The sequence below is a fragment of the Candidatus Lariskella endosymbiont of Epinotia ramella genome (genome assembly GCF_964019805.1).
GTDB lineage: Bacteria > Pseudomonadota > Alphaproteobacteria > Rickettsiales > Midichloriaceae > Lariskella.
In genome coordinates, this window is sequence record NZ_OZ026472.1 from 173,233 (window position 1) to 199,138 (window position 25,906).

Genomic DNA, 25,906 nt, shown 5'->3' on the forward strand with positions numbered 1-25,906 from the left:
CATAATAAAATACTGAAAATTTCTACTAATTAATTTTGTGAAGTGTACATAGCTAACAAGCTTAAAATCATCTGCATGATCCTTGCATTATAATTGTCTCATAATAGTGCTTAAAACAATCACAACAAGATTCATAGTAACAAATTAGTATGGTTAATACTTCGCTGCTAGACAAATAATTCTTCATTCCAGGTTTAGATTTGCAATTATTAATTGCAGGCAATTTGCAATATAGATCTTGCATAACATCATCGACAAAACAGTACATTTCAGTACAATCCTTTTTCATAGGTTATTTTTATGTGTTAAAAAATTTTAAAATAACATATAACTCCCTAACAATCTACCATGCAACCAATCAGTTAATTGGCAACTTGCTCTATATACAGCTGTTGGTTATTGATATTTTAACAAAAAAGTATGGTATTGTTAAAGTGCTGCATCTAAGGTGTTAGAATAGAAAATAAAAAGTTGCTAAAATGAACCAAGACTTATCAAGTTATCTATGCTCTTTTGTTATAAGATATAGGGTGTATTTATTAAGTCTGTCTTTGTTGGCAGTCAGTGCTGCACTGTTTAGTGTATTTGTAAATTATCAGATTAAAGAGATAATAGATGGCATCAGTAATAACAGAGAGAACCTAACGTTTGGGCACGCACTTTATCACAGCAAAAGTGCAGAGTTTATGTTATGTATGTTTGTGCTATTCAAAGTTGGGCATCATAGTATATTTTTCATCGGTAGACTTTTTGATATAAAGTATAAACCACAGATATTGATTACAGTTGTTGAAGAGGCTTGTGTTAAAACCATGCAGCACTCGTTGCACTGGTTTGAGTCTCATTTGTCTGGTGAAATAGCTGCAAAAGTTACTGACCTGCAAGAGAGCATAATCGCGCTTATAAGTCTTTTTTACAGATCGCTTATCAACATTTCATCTATAATAATAGGTATAGTTTTTCTCTTTGTTGTCAATTATATCACAGCTTTAGTTCTAATATCATTTGTTGCGCTGTACGCTCCTGTTTTATTTGTTCTGTTAAGGAAGCAGATGCATTTGCAAGAATTATATACAAGAGCGAGGCAGGAGTCTATTGGAATAATAAATGACTCCATTTCAAACATATTCAGTATAAAGATAATAGGTAGTGTAATGTCTGATCTTCGTCTCAAGCTCATTCCATCATTAAATAGATGGCGTAATGCGGATAGAGTTGCAAGAAAGTATGATGCTTATTATGTAGATATGGCAGATACTATCATAGTGATATTAATGGGTGGGATCCAGATGAGTGTTTTGATATACCTTTATCAGACTGCACAAATTACAGCAGGAAGCTTCGCATTTATCGCAATGGTTACTTTGAACATACATAGAGAGTTGGATAGTTTACTAGAGAATATGCTATTTTCTATAAACCCAAAAATTGCAATTATAAAATCTTCTTATAAATTCATAAATTCCAAGTTAGATGTTAAAGACCCAAAAAATGTCACACTCATTCCAAGGGTTAGTGGTGATATAAAATTTGAGAATGTAACATTTTCATACGACGATATTGAAAGATTTGGGGATGTAATATATGACAAAGAAAGCAACGCTAGACGAGTGGTATTTAGTGATTTAAACTTGCATATTAAAGCAGGAGAGCATGTTGGGATTGTTGGCGCTTCTGGTGCTGGCAAAACTACCTTAATTAAATCTTTGTTAAGGTACTTTGATATTTCTAAGGGCAGTATTTTAATAGATGGACATAACATCAAAAATATAACACAAGAAGTACTTAGAAAACAGATTGCTGTGATACCGCAGGATATTACCCTTTTTCATAGAAGTATTTTGGAAAATTTACAGATTGCAAAATATGAAGCATCTACAGAAGAGATTTATGCTGCTGCTAAGAAGGCACGTATACATAATGAGATAAAAAACATGCCAAATGGTTATCATTCCATTGTAGGAGAGAGGGGGATAAAAGTAAGCGGTGGTCAACGGCAGAGAATAGCAATTGCAAGAGCGATATTGAAAAATACTCCTATACTGATTTTGGATGAAGCGACTTCTGCACTAGATACACATACAGAGACATTGATACAAGAATCTATACATGAGGTACTTAGCCAAAGAAAGACAACTACTATAGTTATTGCACACCGTCTTTCTACACTGCGTTCTATGGATAGAATTATAGTATTGCAATCTGGCTCTATAGTGCAGGATGGTTCACACGATCAGCTAATTGATACAGATGGCTTATATCGTACTCTATGGAATGCTCAGTCATCTAAAACCAGAGATTCTATATGAAAATAAATTGTGAGATTAGATTTTGTTGTAGTGATTGGCGAAGTTTAAGACAAATCAAGCAATATATAAGAAGTATCGCAAAATGCACTTTGACTCATTTTGAGCAGTTTACTGAATTAAAAAGTATTACAATATCTATACTTTTGGCAAGCGATTATACTATGCAAGAACTGAATCTTAAGCATAGAAATAAAAATCTCCCTACTAATGTTCTATCTTTTCCTTATGAAGAACATGTATTGAGTAGTCAGTTCAAAGAGCGGGATATTTTCTTAGGAGATTTAGCGTTTGCATTTGGTGTTATTGAAAGAGAGGCTGTTTCTCAAGGAAAAGAGTTTCAGGCGCATTTTGCTCATCTCATTGTGCACGGTATTCTACATCTATTAGGCTTTGATCATATACTTGATGTTGATAGAGAGATTATGGAAGCATTAGAGATTAAAATTTTGATTAAGTTGGGTATAATAGATCCATATGAGCTGCACTAAATAAAATTGCTAGTCATCTTGCATCATACTCTTAAGAAGCTAAAGGTTTACATTGGCACGCAAGCAATGATGAGACGCCGAAAGTCCTGCAGAAAAAGTGGCGAAACTTATATATGCGCTTCTTTGTATTGCTGAAAAACTCTGCTATGCACTTGTATCACATAATAAATAGTCTATCCGCCAAAAATTGAGTTATTAGTACGCGCACCAAAAGTCTCGAAAGTGCGCATGAAATACTGCTCTGAGTGTCAAAATAGCGCTTTAAATCCGTAAGAAAATGTTACAATAAACGCAAAAACCTTACTGATTTTGTGAAAGCAGTGTTTGCGCGCGGCACATGAGTAATAACGTATCCAAAAATTAGCACAGGGCCAAATCATGTACTACTTTTTGTACATTTAACTTCTCCACAAAAATTTATTTGCATAGCAAAGCAATTTTTAACGGATATACTGCTTAGAGGACGCTAATTTTTGAAAAATATGGCTAGTATATTGCTCAAGATAGTAATTATCTTACCATTTATTTCTTTATCTTAAGCGATTCTATCAACTCTATTGTTGCTTCTGGAGTTAGATGCTCATAATAATCATTGTTTATCTGCACAATCGGCGCATTAATACACGCCCCAAGACATTCAACCTCAACTAGAGAAAACTTTCCATCTTCTGATGTTTGACCAACACCTATTCCAAGATGTTTTTTACAACTCACAAGAATTTCATCTGAGCCTCTGAGCCAACAAGGAGTTGTTCTGCATACTTGAAATAAATACTTACCAACTGGTTCTTTGTTATACATCGTATAGAAATGTGCAACTTCATAAACATACATAGATGGAATCTCAAGCATCTTTGCTATATAATCCATTGCATCTATCGATATCCAATTATCGTGCTGTTCTTGTACTAAATATAGCAATGGCATAACAGCACTGCGCTTTTTATCTTTTGGATATTTGGCCAGAACTTCTTCAGCACGCTTGAGATTTTCTGGTGTAAAGCTAAAAGTTCCATGCTGTGAGAAATTTTTTATTGTATTATGCATATCAGTTATCTATCTACCTCACCAAAGACTATATCTAATGTTCCAATATTCGTCACAACATCAGCCAGCATATGCCCCCTACTCATAAAATCCAAACCTTGCAAATGAGCGAAACCAGGCGCTCTAATATGACATCTGTATGGCCTATTACTTCCATCCGATACTAGATAGACGCCAAACTCTCCCTTTGGGGATTCGACTGCAACATAAGTTTCTCCTGCTGGTACAGTATAACCCTCCGTATAAAGCTTAAAATGATTAATTAAAGCCTCCATAGACTTTTTCATTTCACTGCGCTTAGGTGGCGATATCTTAGGATCTTGAGTTTTAATTTCACCTTCTGGCATCTTATCTAAACATTGTTCTATAATCTTTATAGACTGTCTCATTTCCTCCATACGCACTAGATATCTATCATAACAATCTCCGTTTTTTCCAACTGGAATTTTAAAGTCTAATTCGTTATATATTTCATACGGCTGAGAACGGCGCAAATCCCAAGCGACACCTGATGCACGGATCATAGGGCCAGAAAAGCCATAGTCCAGCGCTTCTTTTGGAGTGACTACACCTATTCCAACTAACCGCTGCTTGAATATCCTATTTTCCGTTAAAACAGTCTCTATATCATCTATCTTATCATGGAATGATTTGATGAAGTGCTCTATATCCTTCAGAAGTCCTTTTGGCAGATCGCTTGCAACTCCTCCTGGCCTAATATAAGAAGCATGCATTCTAGCTCCGCTAGCGCGCTCATAAAATTCCATCATCTTCTCGCGTTCTTCAAACATCCAAAGCAGTGGTGTCATCGCTCCTATATCCAAAGCATGAGTAGTAATGCTAAGCAAATGATTCAAAATTCTGGTAATTTCACAAAAAAGAACTCTTATATACTTAGCACGTATTGGTATTTCGCATTGAAGTAGCTTTTCGACCGCAAGAGCAAAACAGTGTTCTTGTGCCATTGGAGAGACATAATCAAGCCTATCGAAATAAGGTACGGCTTGTAGGTATGTTTTATATTCTATCAATTTTTCAGTACCTCTATGCAACAGCCCAATATGTGGATCAGCACGAGTTATAACTTCCCCATCCATTTCAAGAATTAAGCGCAGTACACCATGTGCCGCAGGATGTTGAGGCCCAAAATTGATAGCAATATTCCTCTTATCATTCATAATCAATTAACTCTGTTTATTTGATGTCCGCTCTATATGTTTTATACTTATTATCACTACGTTGCAAAATGAACTTTTATACTATTAGTAGTTATAATAGCTAATATATTCATACGTATTAAGAATAAATGTAGATATCGAAGCTTAAATATTACATAAGCATGTGTGGCAAATGACATGGATTTTGCCGCTTTCTGCATTAATTTTTTAGAATTTGCATTGTATTTGCGATTTATAGTCGCCAATATACTAAATATAACGCAAAAACAATTAATTGCACACACCTTTTTCATAAATTTACTCTCTTCAAAAATAAGCTGCAATCCTGAAATCTTGCGATACTCTGCGCTTTTCTAGATAATGTATCTAAATAGATTTTCTGCACTATGTCTATATTTATTGATACTTGAACTGCTTATTTATACAGAGACTTGTAATATAGAAGATAAAATGCTATACATTAGTCCCGAAGAGAGGAGTTCGGCTGTGTATTAATTATTTCGATGCAGTATACTCGTCACACTTCAAAAGTTGGCGCCTGAAAGATCGCTCGTTATATATTAGACCTCTTGCATAACCATATAAATTGATTAAAATCCTTGATTTTATCAAGGATAACATGAAGTTTGAAAACATCAAAGATGAATACGCAGAAGAGTTTCGCAGGCTTACTGGCATTAAACGAGGAACGTTTGAAGTTATACTAAGTATATTAAAAGAAGCTGAAGCTATTTTAAAGTCTCAAGGTGGAAAACCCAATAAATTGGCTTTAGAAGATCGATTACTCATGACGCTTGAGTACTTGCGTGAATACAGGACATATTTTCATATTTCCCGCAGTTATGGAATAAGTGAAAGTGCCTGTTATCGTAATATACGTTGGATTGAAGATACTCTAATTAAAGATAAACGATTTTCACTACCTGGACGTAAAGCATTACTAAAAAGCGATTCTGAATACGAACTTGTGTTAATTGATGCTACTGAAACACCGATAGAACGACCTAAAAAAAACAGAAGCACTTTTATTCGGGAAAAAAGAGGCGACATACTCTAAAAACTCAGCTTATTGTGGATAAAAGGAAAAAAGAAATCATTTGCACTAATTTTTCTAATGGCAAGCGTCATGATTTCAGGTTATTTAAAGAATCCGGAGTTCACATCCACCCTGAGATTAAAGTTCTTACAGATACTGGTTATCAAGGCATTGATAAGTTGCATTATAATTCAGAGTTACCAAAGAAAAAGACAAAAAAGCGACCACTAAGCAGGAAAGATAAAAAGAAAAATCGTCAATTGTCTAGTGAACGTGTTTTAAATGAAAACGTCATAGGCATGATCAAACGATTTAAAATTATCGCTGATCGTTATAGGAACAGAAGAAAACGATTCGGTTTAAGGTTTAATTTACTTGCTGGTATCTATAACTTTGAGCTTTAAATAGGTTATGCAAGAGGTCTATTGATTATATACATGCCCACAGCACTCTTCATAGCTCTTTTTGAAGTCTAACTTCATATGTATGCAAGTAAAATATCAATTCTTCATCTACAAGAAGTAGATATTTGCTTATATCAGTCATCTTTTCTTTTTTTAGATCTTGTTCTCTTGTAATTTTAGTAAAACTATATTACGTAAAGTTTAGCTAAAGAAAACATTGTATCGAATTTGAGGTTTATGTTATTCTGCTGAACTATAGTTCTGGTTTTGAGCTAATCAATACTTGTCATGTAATTCGTAGAATTATCTTATGTGCGGCCGTGGTGGAATTGGTAGACACGCAACGTTGAGGGCGTTGTCTCGCGAGAGGTGAAAGTTCGAGTCTTTTCGGCCGCACCATTTATATAATAGACCTCTTGCATAACCTCATTCTGAGCTAGAAATTTTTTGCAAAACGTCGCAACAATGATCTCCGTGAGTATTTTTATGTATTGGTGACAATAAAATCATAGTTTTGAACAGGTTATGCAAGAGGTCTAATGTATTCTGTTATTTCTCATAGTATATTTTTGATAAATTAATGACGAACTCGATAAAGCGTTGGTCACTTGAAGAGGCGAATGCCTTGTTCAATCAGCCATTTTTCGACTTGATATATAGCGCTCATACTGTTCTTAAAGAACATTTTGACCAAAATACTGTACAGGTAAGTACCTTGCTTAACATAAAGACTGGTGGCTGCCCTGAAAATTGTAAGTATTGTTCACAATCTGCACATTATAAAACCGAATTAAAGAAAGAACCGCTTTCTGATTTGGAGTCTGTGATGAATGCAGCCAGATCTGCAAAGGAATCTGGAGCAACAAGGTTTTGTATGGGGGCCGCATGGCGCTCTCCAAGTTCGAAAGACTTAATGCAAACTATAGAGATGATAAAAGGCGTCAAATCTCTTGGTATGGAGACATGCGCTACATTTGGTCTACTAAATTCTAGTCAAGCTTCGCTACTTAAAGAAGCAGGTCTTGATTATTATAATCATAACATTGATACGTCTGAAGATTTTTATCCAAATGTTATTACTACAAGAACATTTCAGGATAGACTCGACACTATAAAGTGCGTGCGAGAAGCTGGTATGAGCGTTTGTTGCGGCGGTATAATAGGAATGGGGGAATCACTGAGCGACAGAATAAAAATGCTAATGGTTTTGGCTAATTTAGACAAGCCACCTGAATCTGTACCTCTTAATCTACTTGTAAAAATCCCAGGAACACCGCTTGAAGCTGAATTCGACGTTGAGCCATTTGAATTTGTTAGGCTAGTTGCGCTTGCAAGAGTGATGATGCCAAGATCTTACATAAGACTTTCTGCTGGCAGAGTAAGCATGTCTGAAGAATTACAAGCACTTTGCTTGTTTGCTGGTGCTAATTCTATATTTGCTGGAGATAAATTGCTGACTACTGAGAATAATACACTGAGCGCTGATGAAATACTATTTCAGAAACTTGGACTAAAAAAGTTACTAGAAGCTAATTGTGAGCCAATATGACAAACAAAAATCAACGCATAGCAAAATTTATAGCAAGCTCTGGTTACTGCTCTAGGCGTGATGCAGAAAAATTAATATTAGAGGGAAAAGTAAAGCTAAACTGTCAGCCTGTACTACATCCTGCCACTCTTGTATCAGGTCAGGAATCTATTACAGTTGATGGAAAAAAGCTAGGCGCAATTCCAAAAGCAAGAATATGGCTATATAACAAGCCAAGAGGGCTCATTACTTCACACAAAGATACCAAGGGCAGAAAAACAGTTTTTGAATCTCTCCCAGAGTATCTGCCAAGAGTTATTTCAGTAGGCAGGCTTGATTATAACACCGAAGGTTTGTTATTACTCACCAATAGCGGAAGTCTAGCAAGAAAACTTGAACTTCCCGCGAATCAATTAACACGCAGATATAGATGCAGAATATTTGGCTCTATAAACGATACACAAATGAAAGCTCTGAGTGATGGCATTACCATCGATGGAATATCATATAAGAGCATTGCAGTAAGCATACCTGAGAGAAAACATACTTATACAGATAGTAAGAGTAAGTTGATGTGGCCTAAAAAAAAGGCTAAAAATAGCATCAACCATTTAGCAAAGAATTCTACTTCAAATTCATGGATTGAAATATCGCTAGCAGAAGGAAAAAACAGAGAAATCCGCAAGATATTTGAGCATTTTGGCATGGAAGTTAGTAGACTTATCAGAACTCACTATGGACCTTTCAATCTTGGAGATCTACAAACAGGAGCTATAAGAGAAGCAAATGCAGAGGAGATGCGCAAAATTATGGAGATTTAGTAGTCTGTTCGTTAAAAATCAATTGAGTCTTTATCAAAGATTGTGTAAATTATAGTAGAGCCTATATTTGGAATTAATAAAGAATATAGGTAATTAGAATGAAGACAGAAAAGAATAAGAAAATAAATGAAGCGATAGATTTACTGATAGAAGGAGGAGCGGATTTAAAGACAGTACTGAAGCAGGATGGATTGATTAAGGAATTAACGAAGAGTATTTTGGAGAGAGCCTTGCAGGCAGAAATGTCTGAACACTTAGGTTATAACAAATATGATAGGTCTGAAACTGAGAATTGCAGGAATGGTCATTATAATAAGAATTTGATTACTGAGAATGGCAGTATCGAGTTAAATATTCCGCGAGATAGAGAAGGTAAATTTGCACCTGTAATTGTCTCCAAGAATCAAACAAGAATAGATGGTTTAGATCAAAAGATAATATCTCTGTATGCCAAGGGGATGAGTTTGTCTGATATCAAGATCCAATTACAAGAATTATATGGAGCAGAAGTTAGTGAGAGTTTAATTAGTAGGGTTACAGATGATGTAATTGATGAGGTTAGAATTTGGCAGAGTAGACCTCTTGAACCATTATATCCTATAGTATATTTTGATTGTTTAATAGTTAAGGTAAGGCAAGATAAACAGATAATTAATAAATCAGTATATGTTGCGCTGGGTATAGATTTACAGGGCCGGAAAGATATTTTAGGATTATGGATAAGTGAGAATGAAGGATCTAAATTCTGGCTTAGTAATTTTACTGAATTGAAGAATCGAGGATTAAAAGATATATTAATTGCCTGTAGTGATAACCTGACTGGTATGTCTGAAGCTATATGCGCAAGTTATCCCAAAACTGAGCATCAGCTTTGTATAGTACATCAAATTAGAAATAGCCTGAAGTATGTATCATATAAAGACAGAAAATTATTGGCATCAGATTTAAAGCTTATTTATAGCTCTGCTACTGAAGATGAAGCGCATCTTGCCCTAGAATCTTTTGATAAGAAATGGAGTAAACGATATCCACATATAGCAAAATCCTGGTATAATAATTGGGAGAATCTTGTAATATTTCTGCAATATCCAGAGAGTATCCGTAAGATAATTTACACTACAAATGCTATAGAATCGCTGAATAGTCAGTTGAGAAAAGTTACAAGAAATAAGCGTGTTTTCCCAAATGATGATTCGGTATTCAAGGTTTTATACCTAACGATTGATTATATTACCAAAAAATGGACCATGCCTATCTCTAACTGGAATGAAGCTATGGCTCATTTTATAATCAAATTTGATGGGAGATTTTAATGGCTCTAAAAAATTTACACAATCAATGAGAAAGACCCAATCAATTTGTGGCGGATTGACTCTTTTATATACGCCAGAGGTCTCAGAAACGGCATAAAATGCTGTTTAGAGTGTTAAAATATTATTTTAAATCCGTAAGAAAATGTTATAATAAGCGCAAAAAACTTACGGATTTTTATAGCAAGCATTACATTTACGTTTTTGAATATGCACTTGCAATTTGAAAAGCGTTTGAGTACTTTTTCAAGAGTGGACAAGCTGTATAATGCCTATTTTATACAAACCATTCAAAAATTTAGCTATACTAAAAATTCCATACATGAGTGATTAGTAATGCCGCTGATTTAGGCTTTTGGTGGATGAGATTATGTTATATCAGAATTTATATATCTTCAGGGCTATTTATTTAAACGTTCCTTAATGATTTGAAGATGGCGTGGAGTGATTTCATCATATCTCCATATGAACAAACCACCTAAATTCAAATTAATAATTTGATCAAGAAAATAATTGAGGTTCCAGTCTGTAAGACCTTTAGTAGTTAGTGCTAAAATAATTTTATCTTTATCCATGCCATAAGAGATACTTTTTTCTAATGCTTGTTTAACGTTATTCACAATATCATCTTTATTCCACATTGCAGAACCATAACAATAATGAACTAGTCGATTACATTGCTCTGATTTTATGATCATATTCACTTTATCCATTAACTTCTTTCCTGCTTCCGTATTTGGGTGGTTATAAGAATAACCTGCAATAAAACCAAAGCTTGTTTCTTTACCATTTTCTTTGAGTTTTTTCATTGCTTCAATAATGAGTGTGATATTCATATTGCACTCATCATCAAAATCAACACCGTCCCAATTTTTATTTAGTGTTGCCGAGATGATTCTTGATACCTCATACGTACTAGATGGCTTCCCTTCAGGAGCACAACCTCCTCCTCCATACACCCAAAGTCCTTTCCCTTGAAAACAAGGATTCATATCTGGCTTTGATTCATTTTCTGGACTCCAGCCCGGTGTGTTTATGTCTCCTGTTGTGAGTCCATCAAGATTGGTGACCATACCATACATTATGTAATCAAACTCATTAAATGGATAACGTGTTAGAGACATGCTCCAACCACCAAGTAACCTGCTCATACACACCTCTTCATGTGTATTGTTGTCATCTAAGATATCGTACATAAAAATTCAAATGAATAATATAAATTTTTGCACTTTCAAATAAGATAAATAAACAGTGCGCATAACTTAAAGTAGGCTAAAATCTTGTTAGAAGACTTTTTTATATTCTCTTTTTCTATATTGATAACTACGCATTTCTCTGTGAATTACCCATGTTATAGCATTAGCGTGCAATATAATTCTGCTATATTTTTCAAAATTAGCATCGTCACAATTCTCAATTTTTTGCCAGTCCATTAGTTAAAATGCTCTATATCCTCATGTTGATGGAATAGCTGAAGTAATTCTTCTAGTTTCATTTTTGATTTCTTTTCTTTGTTTATATCAAGTACAATACGTCCTTCTGATAACATAATAATCCTATCGCCATACATAATTGCGTCTTGCATGTTATGTGTCACCATAAGTGATGTAATATCATTTTTCACTATACAGGCTGCAGTATAGTACATAAGTTGTCGCTGCATCTTTGGATCAAGTGCACAGCAGTGTTCATCAAGCAACAATAGTTTTGTATGGAAAAGAGTGGCCATTACGACTGCTATCATTTGTTGTTGTCCACCTGAGAGATTACCAACTTTTGAGTTAAAGAATTTATCGAGTCCTAAGTTCAAAGATATTACTTCTTCTTTTATTCTATCAATATTATACATATAGTGCTTGAGTTTTGGGCTGGTTACTCGCATTCTTGCAAGTGCCAAGTTTTCTAGCAAAGTCATTTCTTGAAATGTGCCATTCGTAATATTCTGGGTAACATATGTTATAGATTTTGACCTTTGCTGTAGTGAAAGGTTTGTGAAGTCTTCTTCATCTATTACTATAGATCCTTTATCAATTTTATGTTCACCTACTATAGTCTTAATCAGAGTTGACTTACCTGAACCATTACTACCTATGCATACACAAAACTCACCTTTGTTCAAACTAAAACTTAGATCATCAAGTGCTGTCTTAAATACACCAGGAAAGGATTTATAGACATTTTTTATATGCAGCACTTAATCAACCACCGTCACATTATCTAAATTCTCAGGAATTTTAATATTGAAAGCAGCAGCTTTTTTCTTGTTTATAAAACAAACATGGTCAGATAATTGAGGATATATAATCGGTATGGAAGCTGGATTTACACCATCAAGTAGTTGAACTATTATATTAGATGCGGCAAGACCAATTTTGTAATGCGATACTCCAAAACTAGCCACAACAAGATTCTCTTTAACAGCGTTCTCATCTGCATTAAAAACTGGAATCTTTAACCTGTCTGCTTGCGCAACAATTGCAGGAAGTGAGGGTTGTATATATCCGCTCGTCCCAACATATATAAGATCCACAGGATCGCTACTAAATCTTTGCATTCTTAGCGGAATATCTCTCTGACTATCTATCGGTACTGCAATTACTTCCATATCATAGACCTTAGCAGCTTCTTTCATCATATCAAGTAAAGATATATCATTCACTTCAGATGTAGAATATAGCATTCCGATCTTTTTAGCTTCTGGCATAATACTTGTTACAAAATCAAGGAATGCTGCTAAATTTTGTCTATCAGATAGACCAGTGATGTTTCCAGAACTATATTCTCCTTGATGTACTAAGTTTGCTGCTTCTGGGTCTGTAACATTCACGAACAATATTGGAACGTCTATAATAGCTTTCTTAGCAGCCTGTGAAACAGGAGTGGAAAGTGTTACAAATACATCAGGTTGCCTAGCTCTAAGTCTAGTTAGTACCTGCATAATCATATTTTGATCGAAGTTGACATCCATTTTGTCAAATTTTATATCTCTTGAATCTTGCAATCCATGTTGTTGCAAGCCATCTACAATCCCTCTAATTGTATCGTCTAGCGAAGCATGAGGTCCATAACTTGCTATTGCTATTTTAGGGAGTTGATTGTTTTTTTCCAAAAGTAGAATAAAACACAATCCTAGAAATGTAGCGATAATTATAAATGTAATTGCCAGTTTTTTATATGAGAAATATTTTGTCATAAATAAAAGATCTATTTTGATACAGTGAAAATCTCAAAGCCGTTACTTGTTACGCCTAAAGAATGTTCAAATTGAGCAGAAAGTGATCTATCCTGAGTCACGGCAGTCCAACCATCTCTCAGCAATTTAGTCTTATACCCACCAACATTAACCATTGGCTCTATCGTAAAAAACATTCCTTCTGTGAGTACAACATCTAATTCCTCATCATAGTAATGCAATACTTGAGGCGGTGCATGAAATATTTTACCAAGACCATGACCACAATAGTCACGTACTACAGAATATCCATGTTTCTCTGCATATTCTTGTATTACCTTGCCTATGGTATTGAGTTTTACACCAGGTTTTACAGCTTCTATTCCAAGCATCATAGCATCGTAAGTAATCTGTATTAAGCGTTTTGCTTTGATACTAACATTGTCACCAACAGAATACATTCTGCTGGTATCACCATGCCATCCATCAACTATCACAGTCACATCTATATTGAGGATATCACCATTCTCCAGCTTCTTGTTACTAGGAATTCCGTGACAGACAACATGATTTACAGAAGTACAAATTGATTTTGGGAAGCCTTTATAGTTTAAAGGCGCTGGAACAGCACCTTTCTGTATTATCATGTCATGGCACAACGTATTGAGATGGTCTGTAGTTACTCCAGGTTCCACAAAATCAGCTATATAATCTAGGACTTGAGATGCTAGCTTTCCAGCTTTGCGCATGCCTTCAAAATCCTCTTTAGAGTGTATTATAATATTTTGTTTTTCAGATTTCACTGTATTTTTCTTAAATATGTTTAAATCAGCTATATACTCGTCATACTTTTCTAAATTAGCGCTTTTTAGAATACTCCTTATGTATTTTGTTATACACATGCACCAGCATTCTTCCTAGCTCTTTTTGAAGTCTAACTCCGTGTGTACATGGCCATGTTCATCAAGTTATTATGTAGGACTTTTTGGCCTGATTTTTAAGTATTACTTTGTTAATCTCTACGCAAATATGTAAAAGCATTAAGCACAGAAATTAAAAAATCATGCCATAACAATCCTCGTGCGTGCACTTTGTGATCATTGCTATAATCAAATACAAACTCCTTATTTACCTATGGTATACTTATACTTTGCATTACTTCAAACATATGCTCCAGTATGTTGTATGTTAATATATCATGCTCTAGTAAACATATAGAGAGAGGTAAATAGTAAGCATAAACTGTGCCAGGTGTTGTTGTATCTTCAAAATAATAGGCCAAATTATATCACTAAATGTACAGTTTGGTAATGGCATAAATTAGCTACTTTGATTTGTATATTGTGTAGCTTTTTTAAGTTTGTTACATGGCATCGCCGGCAAAGTCAATTGTGCAGACCTTTTTTGCCTAATTTTTAAAGTATTACTTCGTTAACTTCTTCGCAAATATGCATGGCCAAAGCAGTATAAAAGAGTTATATCAAGTTTTTAAATCGTTCAGACAACTTTATAAATATTTCATCAACTTCTTATCATTTTTAATATCTTTTTCCTAAATTGAATAGGACATACTATGCTTCATTCCTTTAAGTATTACCTAACATCATAACATATATCGCGACTCTTTTATACTGTTTTAGCTGTAATAATTTGACTTAGAAATTCACTAATACTCTAAAAAATCATGCTACTCAAATCTTCGAGTGTGCACTTACTTGAGCGCAGTACATATTAAATTGATGCAAAAGTATAAACATTACTGAATTGATATGCGTTTGGTATAAGCTATGGATGCAATTTTATGTTCCGATAATTCTTTTTATAGGTTAATCTGCATACAAGTGCTGTTTAACGACGCTGCCAGTACTGTAAGATTGATGACAAGGATATCCAAGATGAATGAAGTTGAGGCAATAAAACGTGAAATTACTAAACTGGCTTTAACACTTGCAAGCAAAGAAGGATGGAATAATCAAATCCTTGAGAAAGCAAGCGCGAAAGCAGGGGTTGATTCTGGAATGGGAGCTCTCCTTTTTAATGGCGATATAAGAAATGTCATAGAGTATTTTATAAACAATGTATATAAAGCAGCATATTCTGAGTATTTTACTTCTGCTGCCAGAAGTAGCCGTATACAGGATATAATAGTCGAGTTCTTTACAATCTGTTTGCGTACACTTGCCCCAAATAAACTTGCTATCTCTAAAATGTTATCATTTTTTATGCTCCCTTGGAATACGGCATTTGGTATAAAAACACTTTGGCGCTGTACAGATAATGTTTGGTATGAATTATTGAATGATGAATCATTGGACTTCAACTTTTATACAAAACGCTGCTTATTAAGTTATGCGGCTCTGAATGCAATTTTATTTTGGCAGAATGACGAATCTGTTGAATATATAGACACTATTAGTTTTTTGCGAGCAGAACTTAGCTCTATAGTAAAAACTGGAAGTTTTATTAAGAAATTATGCAAATGAAAGTTCCAATATATTTTTTTGTAGCAATACTACTCCCATTGTTACTACAAGGGTGTGGAAAAAAGGGTGACTTAGTTTTAATAGATTCTAATGTTCATCATCCTGCTGTGGATTTAGAATCTGAAAGCTAGAGGTTAGCTCATGCATAATATATTTTCTTGTTCGTATGTCAAAACTCGATTTGCTACGCAAATAAATTTTTGTGTAGACGTTAAATGTGCAAAAAGTATCTATGGAGCGTCTGGCATTGTTGCATAATGAGACTATTTCATTATCAGTACATATAAAATCCTAAAGCTTCTCACTTCAAGAAGCTTTAGAAGATATAAGAATGAAGTCTTTTTTCAAGAGATTTAGAGTGTTTACCTTAATAATCATCTCAATTTGCCTTTTAATATCGCATTTGGCAACAAAATATCTGCCAAAAGCCCACTTAAAAAGCCTCTATTCTTGAGCGCTTGTAAATAGCCTGTATCTTTTTTTCCAAAGCTTTAAGCCTTCTTTTTTGTCATCATGCCTTTTCATATAGCTAATAGATTCGTTGAAATCTTTAAATGCTGGTAGACCAAGAATGGTAACCAGTTAATGTTTGTGGCGTTATCTCTGTCTTTTCTACGCATCATGCAACAATGCCGATTCGGCCCTGCGCTAATTTTCGGATATATAATTGGCCCTATGCTGCAAATGCTACTTTCACAAAATCCGTAAGTTTTTTTGCATTTATTATAACATTTTCTTATGGATTTAACACCATTTTGGCGCTCTAAGCGCTATTTTATGCCTCTTCTGAGGCTTTTGGCGCGCACACTTGGTACATTTTTTGTGAGACCATTCATTATGTATTAGACCTCTTGCATAACCTATTTAAAGCTCAAAGTTATAGATACCAGCAAGTAAATTAAACCTTAAACCGAATCGTTTTCTTCTGTTCCTATAACGATCAGCGATAATTTTAAATCGTTTGATCATGCCTATGACGTTTTCATTTAAAACACGTTCACTAGACAATTGACGATTTTTCTTTTTATCTTTCCTGCTTAGTGGTCGCTTTTTTGTCTTTTTCTTTGGTAACTCTGAATTATAATGCAACTTATCAATGCCTTGATAACCAGTATCTGTAAGAACTTTAATCTCAGGGTGGATGTGAACTCCGGATTCTTTAAATAACCTGAAATCATGACGCTTGCCATTAGAAAAATTAGTGCAAATGATTTCTTTTTTCCTTTTATCCACAATAAGCTGAGTTTTTAGAGTATGTCGCCTCTTTTTTCCCGAATAAAAGTGCTTCTGTTTTTTTTAGGTCGTTCTATCGGTGTTTCAGTAGCATCAATTAACACAAGTTCGTATTCAGAATCGCTTTTTAGTAATGCTTTACGTCCAGGTAGTGAAAATCGTTTATCTTTAATTAGAGTATCTTCAATCCAACGTATATTACGATAACAGGCACTTTCACTTATTCCATAACTGCGGGAAATATGAAAATATGTCCTGTATTCACGCAAGTACTCAAGCGTCATGAGTAATCGATCTTCTAAAGCCAATTTATTGGGTTTTCCACCTTGAGACTTTAAAATAGCTTCAGCTTCTTTTAATATACTTAGTATAACTTCAAACGTTCCTCGTTTAATGCCAGTAAGCCTGCGAAACTCTTCTGCGTATTCATCTTTGATGTTTTCAAACTTCATGTTATCCTTGATAAAATCAAGGATTTTAATCAATTTATATGGTTATGCAAGAGGTCTATTGAATATACACATGCCACTTTACTTCTTTCTAGCGCTTTTTTATAACTTCATATCAAAATCTAAAATGTCAACTCTTCATTTCACTGCGATATAACAGATTAATCATAAGCAAGAATTATAAATAGATGGTTTTTATTTCATCTGCTACAATGCCAATACTTTAGGAAAATTAAAAAAATAGAGTATCATATCAGATTTTTATGTTAAAAATTATAAACGTACATAAAGAATATGCAGGTGCAACTGTACTAAGTGATGTAAGCTTAGAGATTAAACAATCCATAGTTTTAGGACTTGCAGGGCCATCAGGAAGTGGAAAGTCAACTCTGCTGCGCTGCATGCAGGGTCTTGAAACAATCACATCTGGTTTTATAAAGCTTGGCGGCAAAATAGGTTTTATGTTTCAAGATTTTCAGTTATTCCCACACATGAGTGTGCTGCAAAACATAATATATGCTCCGTCAATTCATAATAAGAATGCAGATCACAAGAAAGATGCAATGCAGTTGCTGGAGAATTTAGGCATATTAGATAAGGCAAACCACAGTATTTCTATGTTATCTGGAGGGCAAAAACAAAGAGTAGCTCTTGCAAGAAGTCTTATAATGAATCCTGACATTTTATTGTGTGATGAACCAACTTCGGGCTTGGATGTAGCAACCATTTCAGATGTTATAAATCTATTAATGTCAGTAAGCAGTACAGGAGTTGCAATGGTGATAGCATCACACGACCTAGATTTCCTAACAAAGATTGCAGATAGAATAGTGTTACTTAAATCTGGACAAATAAAAGCTGATATAGAACCAAAGTCTATGCAGGCACCAATACAATATTTAAAACAGTATTATGTATAGCTGATAATTTATATAATCACTTGCGTCATAACTCTAAGAAGCAAAGTGTTATGATAATGCACCGAAAGCCCCGCAGGGCAGCAAATAATATGCCGTTATTTTGTATGAGTGGGTATTAATTTCTGCGCCTAATACTTTTACATATTTGCAAGGAAATTAACGCAGTAATATGGAAAGTGAAACCAAAGAACCTGTATACTTGTCATACTTTTCAAAATTGGTGTCTTTAAAATGCTCCTTATGTATTTGCCCGCTCGCATTCTGCCTAGCTATTTTTGAAGTTTAACTTCGTATATATACAAGTTAAATCCCAACTCTTCATTTATCAAAGACATTGCCGAAAAATCTACAATACACTCGTACTATCACCTTGTAACTGGAGTTAATATATGCACTGAAATACATTCATTTGATTATAATGATTTTTAAAGTAAACTACCAGGTGTGTACTATTAACAAATCGATTTTTACAGTGTGTGTTATGTGTTATATATCTTGAAAAGCGTAGAGAATGGCACAAATTCTAGCACGAGCTCTAGAAACCACTAGTGATGTCAAACTCAGTGCTATTATTTACTTATAATTTCTATATGACTTAAATGGACATGAAGATGAATATTTTACAAAATTATCTTCTAACAACTTAGTATTCATTACAGCAAATATCAGACTTCTTCTATCTCTTATAAGAGCTGAAATACTGTCTTTAGCTACTTAACTATAAAGTCTTAAGTAACACTTTTGCTAAAAGACATAAACTATCTTTAAAAGAGAAAATCTTTGAAGCAATCTGATGTTTAGTAACAAGACTAAAACATCATAGCTTTTGATTAAAAATCAAGCTTTCTTAAGAGGTATATAAAATTGAATAATAATTCCACTGTGACAATAAAAAAGTATCCTAATAGACGGCTATACAATACCACTAGTAGTACGTATATTACTTTAGATGATCTTGCTTCTTTAGTAAGAGAAGATCGCGATATTTTAGTTATTGATGCTAAAACTGGCAGAGATATTACTCATGTCACACTGATAAATGTGATACTTGAATACCAAGGACATGCGGATCAGATTCTGCCTATTAACTGCCTAAGACAAGTGATAAAACTACAGGGGAATTCTTTAGGTAGTGTTCTTACAGGATACTTGTCCCTTTCTATGGATTATTTTCAAAAAAATCAGCAGTATATCGAAAATTTCATCAATGCTGCTATGAATAATAGCTCTTCAATGGATCTTTGGATGCAAAACATGAATTTTTTTCAGCAACAGAATGAAAATTTCTTGCATATGATACAAGGAGCTGCTGAAATATTTGTCAAAGGCCTGCAGACCCAAAGAGAAAAAAACAGTGTAAAAAAATCAGAAAGTGAAAAAGAATGAAGAGGTTGCGATTGATAATCTAATCGCTGAAGGTGTTAATGTAGAAGTACACACTTCTCTTGCAGCAAACACTCTGATTACAAAACAAAGCTGCAACACTATAACTCAGGATTATGACACAAAAGATCTTGCAAAGACTTCAGAAACAGAGTTAGCACTGCAGCTTCAAAATTCAGCAAACCAAAACACGAAAAAAAAGCATTCGCTTGGTGCCGGCCACAGACAGAGACTGCGCCAGCGATTCGCAAAGTGCGATATTAGAACATTACCAGACTACGAAATACTCGAAATTTTGCTATATTATGCAATTCCACGCAAAAATACCAAAACCATTGCAAAAGCACTATTAGAACGTTTTGGCACTCTCAGTGCTGTAATTTCTGCAGATCCAATGGATATTATAACGATCCCCGAAATTGGTCATTCCACTATCATCTATATCAAACTATTATATGACCTTTTTTCAAGATTACACTTGGACACAAAACCTATGAGTGTCAACATTTTGAATAGTTGGCATGCTGTGATAAACTACTGTAGCCTTACTATGGGCTTTAAACAGACAGAGAATTTTAGAGTACTTTTTCTAAATAAAAAAAATCTTCTTCTTGCAGATGAGCTATTTGATCATGGTACTATAGATAAGATTGCAATATATCCAAGAGAGATAGTAAAAAAATCTGTTTTTTATAACGCTGCTGCCGTAATTTTGGTGCACAATCACCCAAGCGGAGATCCATCACCATCTGAAGAAGATATTGCAATTACAAAAACAATAATGTCAGCACTGATGCACGTTAATGTCTTATTACATGATCATTTGATCATCGCAAAAAATAAGCATTTCTCATTCAGAGCAAGTGAGCTGCTTTAACTTAATTAATGTTACATGCACTCTTCATCATGGAAATAAAATTGATAAGCAAAAATTGCAAAGGTGATTTGAAACTGTTATATATGCCTTATGCGTACGTTTCTTTCTGGTTAAGAGACAGATATTTTGCAGCTAAATGCTTGTAAATTTGGTATGCACTGTTAGTAAAGTGCTCTGTGCTAGGTTTTTGAGCATGATTTTTTAAAAAGACCTCTTGCATAACCTATTTAAAGCTCAAAGTTATAGATACCAGCAAGTAAATTAAACCTTAAACCGAATCGTTTTCTTCTGTTCCTATAACGATCAGCGATAATTTTAAATCGTTTGATCATGCCTATGACGTTTTCATTTAAAACACGTTCACTAGACAATTGACGATTTTTCTTTTTATCTTTCCTGCTTAGTGGTCGCTTTTTTGTCTTTTTCTTTGGTAACTCTGAATTATAATGCAACTTATCAATGCCTTGATAACCAGTATCTGTAAGAACTTTAATCTCAGGGTGGATGTGAACTCCGGATTCTTTAAATAACCTGAAATCATGACGCTTGCCATTAGAAAAATTAGTGCAAATGATTTCTTTTTTCCTTTTATCCACAATAAGCTGAGTTTTTAGAGTATGTCGCCTCTTTTTTCCCGAATAAAAGTGCTTCTGTTTTTTTTAGGTCGTTCTATCGGTGTTTCAGTAGCATCAATTAACACAAGTTCGTATTCAGAATCGCTTTTTAGTAATGCTTTACGTCCAGGTAGTGAAAATCGTTTATCTTTAATTAGAGTATCTTCAATCCAACGTATATTACGATAACAGGCACTTTCACTTATTCCATAACTGCGGGAAATATGAAAATATGTCCTGTATTCACGCAAGTACTCAAGCGTCATGAGTAATCGATCTTCTAAAGCCAATTTATTGGGTTTTCCACCTTGAGACTTTAAAATAGCTTCAGCTTCTTTTAATATACTTAGTATAACTTCAAACGTTCCTCGTTTAATGCCAGTAAGCCTGCGAAACTCTTCTGCGTATTCATCTTTGATGTTTTCAAACTTCATGTTATCCTTGATAAAATCAAGGATTTTAATCAATTTATATGGTTATGCAAGAGGTCTAAAGTACCAGTTAATTTTTGCATAAGATACTTTTACATATTTGCAATAAAATTAACAAAGTAAATAATGACTTGACTAACATTGACATAATGTTTCTCATGCGATTATCTGCGTGAGTGCTATACTATTTATGGTATTTGTCAAAATTTTAAAAGGTTATTTTTGTTGGAGCGTTTATGCCGGTAGTTACGATTAGAGAAGCGTTGCGTGATGCTATAAAAGAAGAGATGCACCGTGATCAAGATGTTTTCATCATGGGAGAAGAAGTTTCTGAGTATCAAGGAGCATACAAAGTGACTCAAGGGCTATTGCAGGAGTTTGGAGAAAAACGTGTAATAGATACTCCAATCACTGAACATGGATTTACTGGAGTTGCAATTGGTGCTGGACTTGCTGGATTGAAGCCAATCGTTGAGTTTATGACGTTTAATTTTGCAATGCAAGCAATCGATCAGATTATCAATTCTGCCGCGAAAACTCCATATATGTCCGGTGGACAAATGCGCTGTCAGATAGTTTTTAGAGGTCCAAACGGAGCGGCTGCAAGAGTTGCTGCGCAACACTCACAGTGTTACGCAAACTGGTATGCAAACGTACCAGGGCTGAAGGTAATTTCACCATATTCCGCAGCAGATCATAAAGGATTGTTAAAAAGCGCTATTAGAGATCCTAATCCAGTTATATTTTTAGAGAATGAACTATTGTATGGAGTGAGCGGAGAAGTACCTGACTCTGAACATATTGTTGAAATAGGAAAAGCTCATATTGTACGAGAAGGGCATGATGTAACATTAACAGCATTTTCAATACAAGTTGGAAACGCTCTTGCCGCTGCAGAAATTTTACAGAAAGAGTATAATATCTCAGCAGAAGTCATTGACCTTAGGACAATAAGACCGCTTGATATAGAAACTATACTAAGCTCAGTACAAAAGACGAATAGAGTATTAACGATTGAGGAGGGTTGGCCGTTTTCAGGCATTGGAGCAGAAATTAGCGCACAAATAATGGAAAAAGCATTTGATTATTTAGATGCGCCAGTCTACAGAGTATCTGCTAAAGATGTGCCATTACCCTACGCAGCAAACCTCGAGAAATTAGCGTTGCCACAAGTTACGGATATAGTCAAAACAGTTCTAGAAATTACGAAGTAGAGAGGGTACTAACATAATGATAACTACAAGATTGCCGTTACTGTTTTCTATAATGACAGTAATTTTAGCATTCATTTTTTTGGTATTTCCATGGATAGATATAAAATTCTCCTCTATGTTTTATTATGGCGATAGTGGTTTTGCTCTAAAAAATTTGCCAATAGTGGAATTTGTTAACAGGCATAGTCCATTGATACTGATATGTTGTACATTTGTTATTCTATTTACTATGTTTGTTATAGAGTGGAAAAAAAATAAATCGTTAAACATACGATACTACACAAAGATAATCTATATTATAGCTGTATTTCTTATCGGTGTGGTCCTTATAATCAATGCGTTATTCAAGAATAATTTATTTGGAAGGGCAAGACCAGATCAAATATCTAATTTTGGTGGGAACAAAGTTTTTTCTGCACCATTTATTGTCAGTCATCAATGTAAAACGAATTGTTCTTTTGTTTCGGGACACGCATCTGTAGGGTTTGCATTTATAGCTTTTGCTTTTATTACCAATAGGAAGTACAAAAAATATTTGATACTTCTCAGTGTATTACTAGGATCTAGCATAGGCTTTATTCGCATAATATCAGGAAGACATTTCTTGAGTGATATAATTTTTGCTTGTGCTACTACATTTTGTATAGCATATGTCATGCATAGTTTATCGCTAAGGTTTGGATTACTTAGCAAAGAAGAAGCAACTATATAGCACGCGCGCCCAAAAATCTTGAAACAAGCATGCAATGGTGCCAGAAGTGTCAAAATAGCGCTTTAAATCCGTAAGAAAATGTTATAATACCTTACGGATTTTGCGAAAGCAGTGTTTGCTTATACATATGAGTAATACATAACACAGGGCTAAGTCCTGAGCTAATCTTTGCATATTTAACTTCTCCGCAAAAATTGATTCGCTATGCAAATAAATTTTTGGCGAATAGACTATGTAGCAACATATTTATTCTTAAGTCGTTAGATTTGCATAGAAGTCTAAAAAGTTTAATTTATACTTGATCATAGTGGCGTCTGAGTTTTTTAGCGACATAATCTGATACAAGACCTGTAAGATTTCCTTTCAATCTAGCTATTTCCTTTACGAAAGTGGCAGAAATAAAATGTCCTTGCTCTGTAGCTGGCAGGAATATGGTTTCTACCTTTGAGTGAAGTTTGTGGTTTATGTATGACATGCGAAATTCGTACTCAAAATCTGCAAGTGCTCTGAGCCCACGCACTATGACTGTCGCATTTTGTGAAGAGGCAAACTCAACCAAAAGGCCATGAAATTGCATTACTTCTACATTTTTAATGTTTAGTGCTAATATTTCTGCATTCGCTATTGAGACTCTTTCCTCTAGCGAGAATAGCGTGTTCTTACAGGCATCGTAGGCTACTGCAACAATCAATCTATCAAACAGATTAGAAGCTCGTTTTATAATATCAATGTGACCAAATGTAATTGGATCAAAAGTGCCTGGATATATTGCAGACTTTATTGAAGAATTAGGTTTTTCCATTTTCACTCATCTTTTTTATTTTTACTGCGATTTATTTTTAATGCTTTGTTGTAACATCTCATTGATTGTATTTTGCAAATTTAAGAAATATAAATCTAGATCTCTGCTGCAATTATAGTCATAAGTACAACAATTGCTTCCACAAAGACGCCTTGTTGTGGATCGCATGATATATGATAGTTCTTCTACTTCCAGCTGATATATATTGTTAATAACAGATTGTCTCCATATTTGCTGTGTTATTGGTCTGTAATAGTGTGTTTTCCTGGTACTTTTTGCTATAAGATAACCAACAATATCCAGAATTAAAGATATAGGAGTCATTATAAACCTTATTACTATTCTTGATATTTTATTCTGTAGGATTTTGTGTATGATCTGCGCAATGAGTATCATTCCTGCAATCCAGCCAATTATATGCCATGTTAGCGCTCCAAATACCAGTAGCGCAGCGGAGATTCTTATGGAAGAAGTGAAAATGGCAGCAACAATTGCGATTTTTTCGCAGAAGGCGCGGATAGTTCCTAGAAAATTTGGCGCTGTTCTCTTGTTTTTGCAAAAATATGAAGAAAAATCCTCGTTATGTTTTATCTTCCTATTCATCATTGCACCTCCATACGTTAATGCACAATTTCACATAATTCTATAAAAAATGTAATATCTATAAAAATTGACGTGCATACAAAAACTTACACGCGTTTATAAGTAGCTTCAAATTCATTAAGAAAGCATAGAATATTAAGTTCACATATATGACATACATCAAAAATATTCACTTTTGGTCTCTTAAAAATTTCTATACATCAGCATTCACTGAAAGCGAAGCAGTTTAAAAAATGCTAAAAACGTAACATGCAATATGAAGGCAGTGCCATTGTTATATAAAAACTTAGACAAAAAATTTATAAAACAATCTTACTGTTTAGTGGATATAAGACAGCAGGCATACATTTACTAAGCGTCAAATCTCTCTATATATAAAGCATGCATTTTTAACTCAGTGATCTTGGTTTTTATTGAGTTAAAGAATAGCGCATAAAGTGCTGGAAGATCACATGAATTTTTCCGGCTTTGCGATTTCTTGAGCATTTATACATTTATATGTAATATGTAGGAATTCTTCGCAAAATCTGCTGTTGATAAATAACAAAAAGAATAATCTCTGATTTATCTATACTATTGACATTTGTATCAAACAAAACAGATGTTGGACTTATTATTATAAATATATAGCTGAAAAATAAAACTGCGATGTGACAATAGCGCATGAAGAGAAAACAGTCTAGTGGCAAGTAAATAAAAAATTTTCTTATTATTATATTTTTGATGGCCAAGATAATTTCTTTTAAATATCTTGATAATAGCATGATAATAGCATGATAATAGCATGATAATGCATATGTACTTATAATCATATTATTTACACTTTTGTTAAAGATGATGAGTATATAGAAATCTTCTTCAAATGATATATTTGCTACCGTATATAGAAGCA

At 34.2% G+C, this 25,906-nt stretch carries 24 protein-coding genes and 1 tRNA gene; 14 read left to right on the forward strand and 11 right to left on the reverse strand.

Annotated features, from left to right (window positions below):
• Nucleotides 1-551 precede the first annotated feature (551 nt).
• Together AACL20_RS00720 and ybeY are read left to right on the forward strand one after the other, a co-directional pair.
• Nucleotides 552-2,309, forward strand: a complete 1,758-nt coding sequence (locus AACL20_RS00720) for an ABC transporter ATP-binding protein/permease (protein ID WP_339052254.1) — start codon at nucleotides 552-554, stop codon at nucleotides 2,307-2,309.
• Entirely contained in the window at nucleotides 2,306-2,797 is a 492-nt protein-coding gene (gene ybeY / locus AACL20_RS00725; protein WP_339052255.1) for an rRNA maturation RNase YbeY, read from the forward strand. Before AACL20_RS00720 ends, ybeY begins: the two co-directional genes overlap by 4 nt.
• A gap of 522 nt (nucleotides 2,798-3,319) precedes the next feature.
• Here the strand turns inward: ybeY and nuoE are convergent.
• The 3 genes from nuoE to AACL20_RS00740 form a co-directional block, all read right to left on the reverse strand.
• Nucleotides 3,320-3,844, reverse strand: a complete 525-nt coding sequence (gene nuoE, locus AACL20_RS00730; protein ID WP_339052256.1) for an NADH-quinone oxidoreductase subunit NuoE — start codon at nucleotides 3,842-3,844, stop codon at nucleotides 3,320-3,322.
• Nucleotides 3,845-3,849: 5 nt separating this feature from the next.
• Entirely contained in the window at nucleotides 3,850-5,022 is a 1,173-nt protein-coding gene (locus tag AACL20_RS00735) for an NADH-quinone oxidoreductase subunit D (protein WP_339052257.1), read from the reverse strand.
• A gap of 495 nt (nucleotides 5,023-5,517) precedes the next feature.
• A complete protein-coding gene (locus AACL20_RS00740; protein ID WP_339052258.1) occupies nucleotides 5,518-5,643 on the reverse strand; it encodes a hypothetical protein in 126 nt (41 codons plus the stop codon).
• On the opposite strand from AACL20_RS00740, the gene AACL20_RS00745 reads away from it, so the two are divergent.
• The 5 genes from AACL20_RS00745 to AACL20_RS00765 all read left to right on the forward strand — a co-directional run bounded on the left by AACL20_RS00745 (nucleotide 5,642) and on the right by AACL20_RS00765 (nucleotide 10,124).
• Nucleotides 5,642-6,462, forward strand: a protein-coding gene (locus AACL20_RS00745) for an IS5 family transposase (RefSeq protein WP_339051669.1) whose coding sequence is annotated in 2 segments (ribosomal slippage) — nucleotides 5,642-6,029 and nucleotides 6,029-6,462 — 822 coding nt in all. Because the reading frame shifts where the segments join, the coding sequence is not laid out codon by codon here. The genes AACL20_RS00740 and AACL20_RS00745 overlap by 2 nt on opposite strands.
• Nucleotides 6,463-6,776: 314 nt before the next feature.
• Nucleotides 6,777-6,861, forward strand: a tRNA-Leu gene (locus tag AACL20_RS00750).
• Between the two features lie 181 nt (nucleotides 6,862-7,042).
• On the forward strand, nucleotides 7,043-8,011 hold the full coding sequence (bioB, locus tag AACL20_RS00755) for a biotin synthase BioB (protein WP_339052259.1): 969 nt from the start codon (nucleotides 7,043-7,045) through the stop codon (nucleotides 8,009-8,011).
• Nucleotides 8,008-8,811, forward strand: a complete 804-nt coding sequence (locus AACL20_RS00760; RefSeq protein WP_339052260.1) for a pseudouridine synthase — start codon at nucleotides 8,008-8,010, stop codon at nucleotides 8,809-8,811. The genes bioB and AACL20_RS00760 overlap by 4 nt, the downstream gene beginning before the upstream one ends.
• Before the next feature lie 98 nt (nucleotides 8,812-8,909).
• Entirely contained in the window at nucleotides 8,910-10,124 is a 1,215-nt protein-coding gene (locus AACL20_RS00765; protein ID WP_339051785.1) for an IS256 family transposase, read from the forward strand.
• A 398-nt stretch (nucleotides 10,125-10,522) separates the two neighbouring features.
• Here AACL20_RS00765 and AACL20_RS00770 read toward each other — a convergent pair whose 3' ends face one another.
• From AACL20_RS00770 to map, 4 genes are all read right to left on the reverse strand, one after another.
• Nucleotides 10,523-11,317, reverse strand: coding sequence for a hypothetical protein (locus AACL20_RS00770; protein WP_339052261.1), 795 nt, complete (start codon nucleotides 11,315-11,317; stop codon nucleotides 10,523-10,525).
• Nucleotides 11,318-11,553: 236 nt separating this feature from the next.
• Complete coding sequence (locus AACL20_RS00775) at nucleotides 11,554-12,315, reverse strand: ABC transporter ATP-binding protein (protein ID WP_339052262.1); 762 nt, start codon at nucleotides 12,313-12,315, stop codon at nucleotides 11,554-11,556.
• Nucleotides 12,316-13,230 (reverse strand): ABC transporter substrate-binding protein, encoded by a 915-nt coding sequence (locus AACL20_RS00780; RefSeq protein ID WP_339052263.1) that lies wholly within the window; start codon nucleotides 13,228-13,230, stop codon nucleotides 12,316-12,318.
• A 95-nt stretch (nucleotides 13,231-13,325) separates the two neighbouring features.
• On the reverse strand, nucleotides 13,326-14,096 hold the full coding sequence (map, locus tag AACL20_RS00785) for a type I methionyl aminopeptidase (protein WP_339052264.1): 771 nt from the start codon (nucleotides 14,094-14,096) through the stop codon (nucleotides 13,326-13,328).
• 1,074 nt (nucleotides 14,097-15,170) lie between these two features.
• On the opposite strand from map, the gene AACL20_RS00790 reads away from it, so the two are divergent.
• Nucleotides 15,171-15,776 carry a COQ9 family protein gene (locus AACL20_RS00790; protein ID WP_339052647.1) on the forward strand — a complete coding sequence of 202 codons (606 nt, stop codon included), beginning with the start codon at nucleotides 15,171-15,173 and terminating at the stop codon, nucleotides 15,774-15,776.
• An 864-nt stretch (nucleotides 15,777-16,640) separates the two neighbouring features.
• Here AACL20_RS00790 and AACL20_RS00795 read toward each other — a convergent pair.
• Nucleotides 16,641-17,461 (reverse strand): IS5 family transposase gene (locus tag AACL20_RS00795; protein WP_339051669.1). Its coding sequence is split into 2 segments (ribosomal slippage): nucleotides 16,641-17,074 and nucleotides 17,074-17,461, totalling 822 coding nucleotides; the frame shifts between segments, so codons are not numbered across the junction.
• Here AACL20_RS00795 and AACL20_RS00800 point away from each other — a divergent pair.
• From AACL20_RS00800 to radC, 4 genes are all read left to right on the forward strand, one after another.
• A complete protein-coding gene (locus tag AACL20_RS00800) occupies nucleotides 17,460-17,615 on the forward strand; it encodes a hypothetical protein (RefSeq protein ID WP_339052265.1) in 156 nt (51 codons plus the stop codon). The two genes, AACL20_RS00795 and AACL20_RS00800, sit on opposite strands and share 2 nt — an antisense overlap.
• A gap of 106 nt (nucleotides 17,616-17,721) precedes the next feature.
• Nucleotides 17,722-18,378, forward strand: a complete 657-nt coding sequence (locus tag AACL20_RS00805; protein ID WP_339052266.1) for an amino acid ABC transporter ATP-binding protein — start codon at nucleotides 17,722-17,724, stop codon at nucleotides 18,376-18,378.
• 882 nt (nucleotides 18,379-19,260) lie between these two features.
• Nucleotides 19,261-19,764, forward strand: coding sequence for a polyhydroxyalkanoate synthesis regulator DNA-binding domain-containing protein (locus tag AACL20_RS00810; RefSeq protein WP_339052267.1), 504 nt, complete (start codon nucleotides 19,261-19,263; stop codon nucleotides 19,762-19,764).
• Nucleotides 19,751-20,638: a RadC family protein gene (gene radC, locus AACL20_RS00815; protein ID WP_339052268.1), complete on the forward strand. Its 888-nt coding sequence runs from the start codon at nucleotides 19,751-19,753 to the stop codon at nucleotides 20,636-20,638. The genes AACL20_RS00810 and radC overlap by 14 nt, the downstream gene beginning before the upstream one ends.
• A gap of 227 nt (nucleotides 20,639-20,865) precedes the next feature.
• Here radC and AACL20_RS00820 read toward each other — a convergent pair.
• Nucleotides 20,866-21,686 (reverse strand): IS5 family transposase gene (locus AACL20_RS00820; protein WP_339051669.1). Its coding sequence is split into 2 segments (ribosomal slippage): nucleotides 20,866-21,299 and nucleotides 21,299-21,686, totalling 822 coding nucleotides; the frame shifts between segments, so codons are not numbered across the junction.
• Between the two features lie 233 nt (nucleotides 21,687-21,919).
• On the opposite strand from AACL20_RS00820, the gene AACL20_RS00825 reads away from it, so the two are divergent.
• Nucleotides 21,920-22,897 (forward strand): pyruvate dehydrogenase complex E1 component subunit beta, encoded by a 978-nt coding sequence (locus AACL20_RS00825; RefSeq protein WP_339052269.1) that lies wholly within the window; start codon nucleotides 21,920-21,922, stop codon nucleotides 22,895-22,897.
• 52 nt (nucleotides 22,898-22,949) lie between these two features.
• Entirely contained in the window at nucleotides 22,950-23,609 is a 660-nt protein-coding gene (locus AACL20_RS00830; RefSeq protein ID WP_339052270.1) for a phosphatase PAP2 family protein, read from the forward strand.
• 292 nt (nucleotides 23,610-23,901) lie between these two features.
• On the opposite strand, the gene coaD is transcribed toward AACL20_RS00830, so the two are convergent.
• Together coaD and AACL20_RS00840 are read right to left on the reverse strand one after the other, a co-directional pair.
• Entirely contained in the window at nucleotides 23,902-24,411 is a 510-nt protein-coding gene (gene coaD, locus AACL20_RS00835; RefSeq protein WP_339052271.1) for a pantetheine-phosphate adenylyltransferase, read from the reverse strand.
• 21 nt (nucleotides 24,412-24,432) lie between these two features.
• Nucleotides 24,433-25,017 (reverse strand): hypothetical protein, encoded by a 585-nt coding sequence (locus AACL20_RS00840; protein ID WP_339052272.1) that lies wholly within the window; start codon nucleotides 25,015-25,017, stop codon nucleotides 24,433-24,435.
• Between the last annotated feature and the right edge of the window lie 889 nt (nucleotides 25,018-25,906).

Bases quoted from the DNA above. Each gene is read 5' to 3' on its own strand.
- ybeY (WP_339052255.1), top strand. From the start codon at position 2,306: ATGAAAATAAATTGTGAGATTAGATTTTGTTGTAGTGATTGGCGAAGT.
- nuoE (WP_339052256.1), bottom strand. From the start codon at position 3,844: ATGCATAATACAATAAAAAATTTCTCACAGCATGGAACTTTTAGCTTT.
- AACL20_RS00735 (WP_339052257.1), bottom strand. From the start codon at position 5,022: ATGAATGATAAGAGGAATATTGCTATCAATTTTGGGCCTCAACATCCT.
- AACL20_RS00740 (WP_339052258.1), bottom strand. From the start codon at position 5,643: ATGTTATCCTTGATAAAATCAAGGATTTTAATCAATTTATATGGTTAT.
- bioB (WP_339052259.1), top strand. From the start codon at position 7,043: ATGACGAACTCGATAAAGCGTTGGTCACTTGAAGAGGCGAATGCCTTG.
- AACL20_RS00760 (WP_339052260.1), top strand. From the start codon at position 8,008: ATGACAAACAAAAATCAACGCATAGCAAAATTTATAGCAAGCTCTGGT.
- AACL20_RS00765 (WP_339051785.1), top strand. From the start codon at position 8,910: ATGAAGACAGAAAAGAATAAGAAAATAAATGAAGCGATAGATTTACTG.
- AACL20_RS00770 (WP_339052261.1), bottom strand. From the start codon at position 11,317: ATGTACGATATCTTAGATGACAACAATACACATGAAGAGGTGTGTATG.
- AACL20_RS00790 (WP_339052647.1), top strand. From the start codon at position 15,171: ATGACAAGGATATCCAAGATGAATGAAGTTGAGGCAATAAAACGTGAA.
- AACL20_RS00800 (WP_339052265.1), top strand. From the start codon at position 17,460: ATGTTATCCTTGATAAAATCAAGGATTTTAATCAATTTATATGGTTAT.
- AACL20_RS00805 (WP_339052266.1), top strand. From the start codon at position 17,722: ATGTTAAAAATTATAAACGTACATAAAGAATATGCAGGTGCAACTGTA.
- AACL20_RS00825 (WP_339052269.1), top strand. From the start codon at position 21,920: ATGCCGGTAGTTACGATTAGAGAAGCGTTGCGTGATGCTATAAAAGAA.
- AACL20_RS00830 (WP_339052270.1), top strand. From the start codon at position 22,950: ATGACAGTAATTTTAGCATTCATTTTTTTGGTATTTCCATGGATAGAT.
- coaD (WP_339052271.1), bottom strand. From the start codon at position 24,411: ATGGAAAAACCTAATTCTTCAATAAAGTCTGCAATATATCCAGGCACT.
- AACL20_RS00840 (WP_339052272.1), bottom strand. From the start codon at position 25,017: ATGATGAATAGGAAGATAAAACATAACGAGGATTTTTCTTCATATTTT.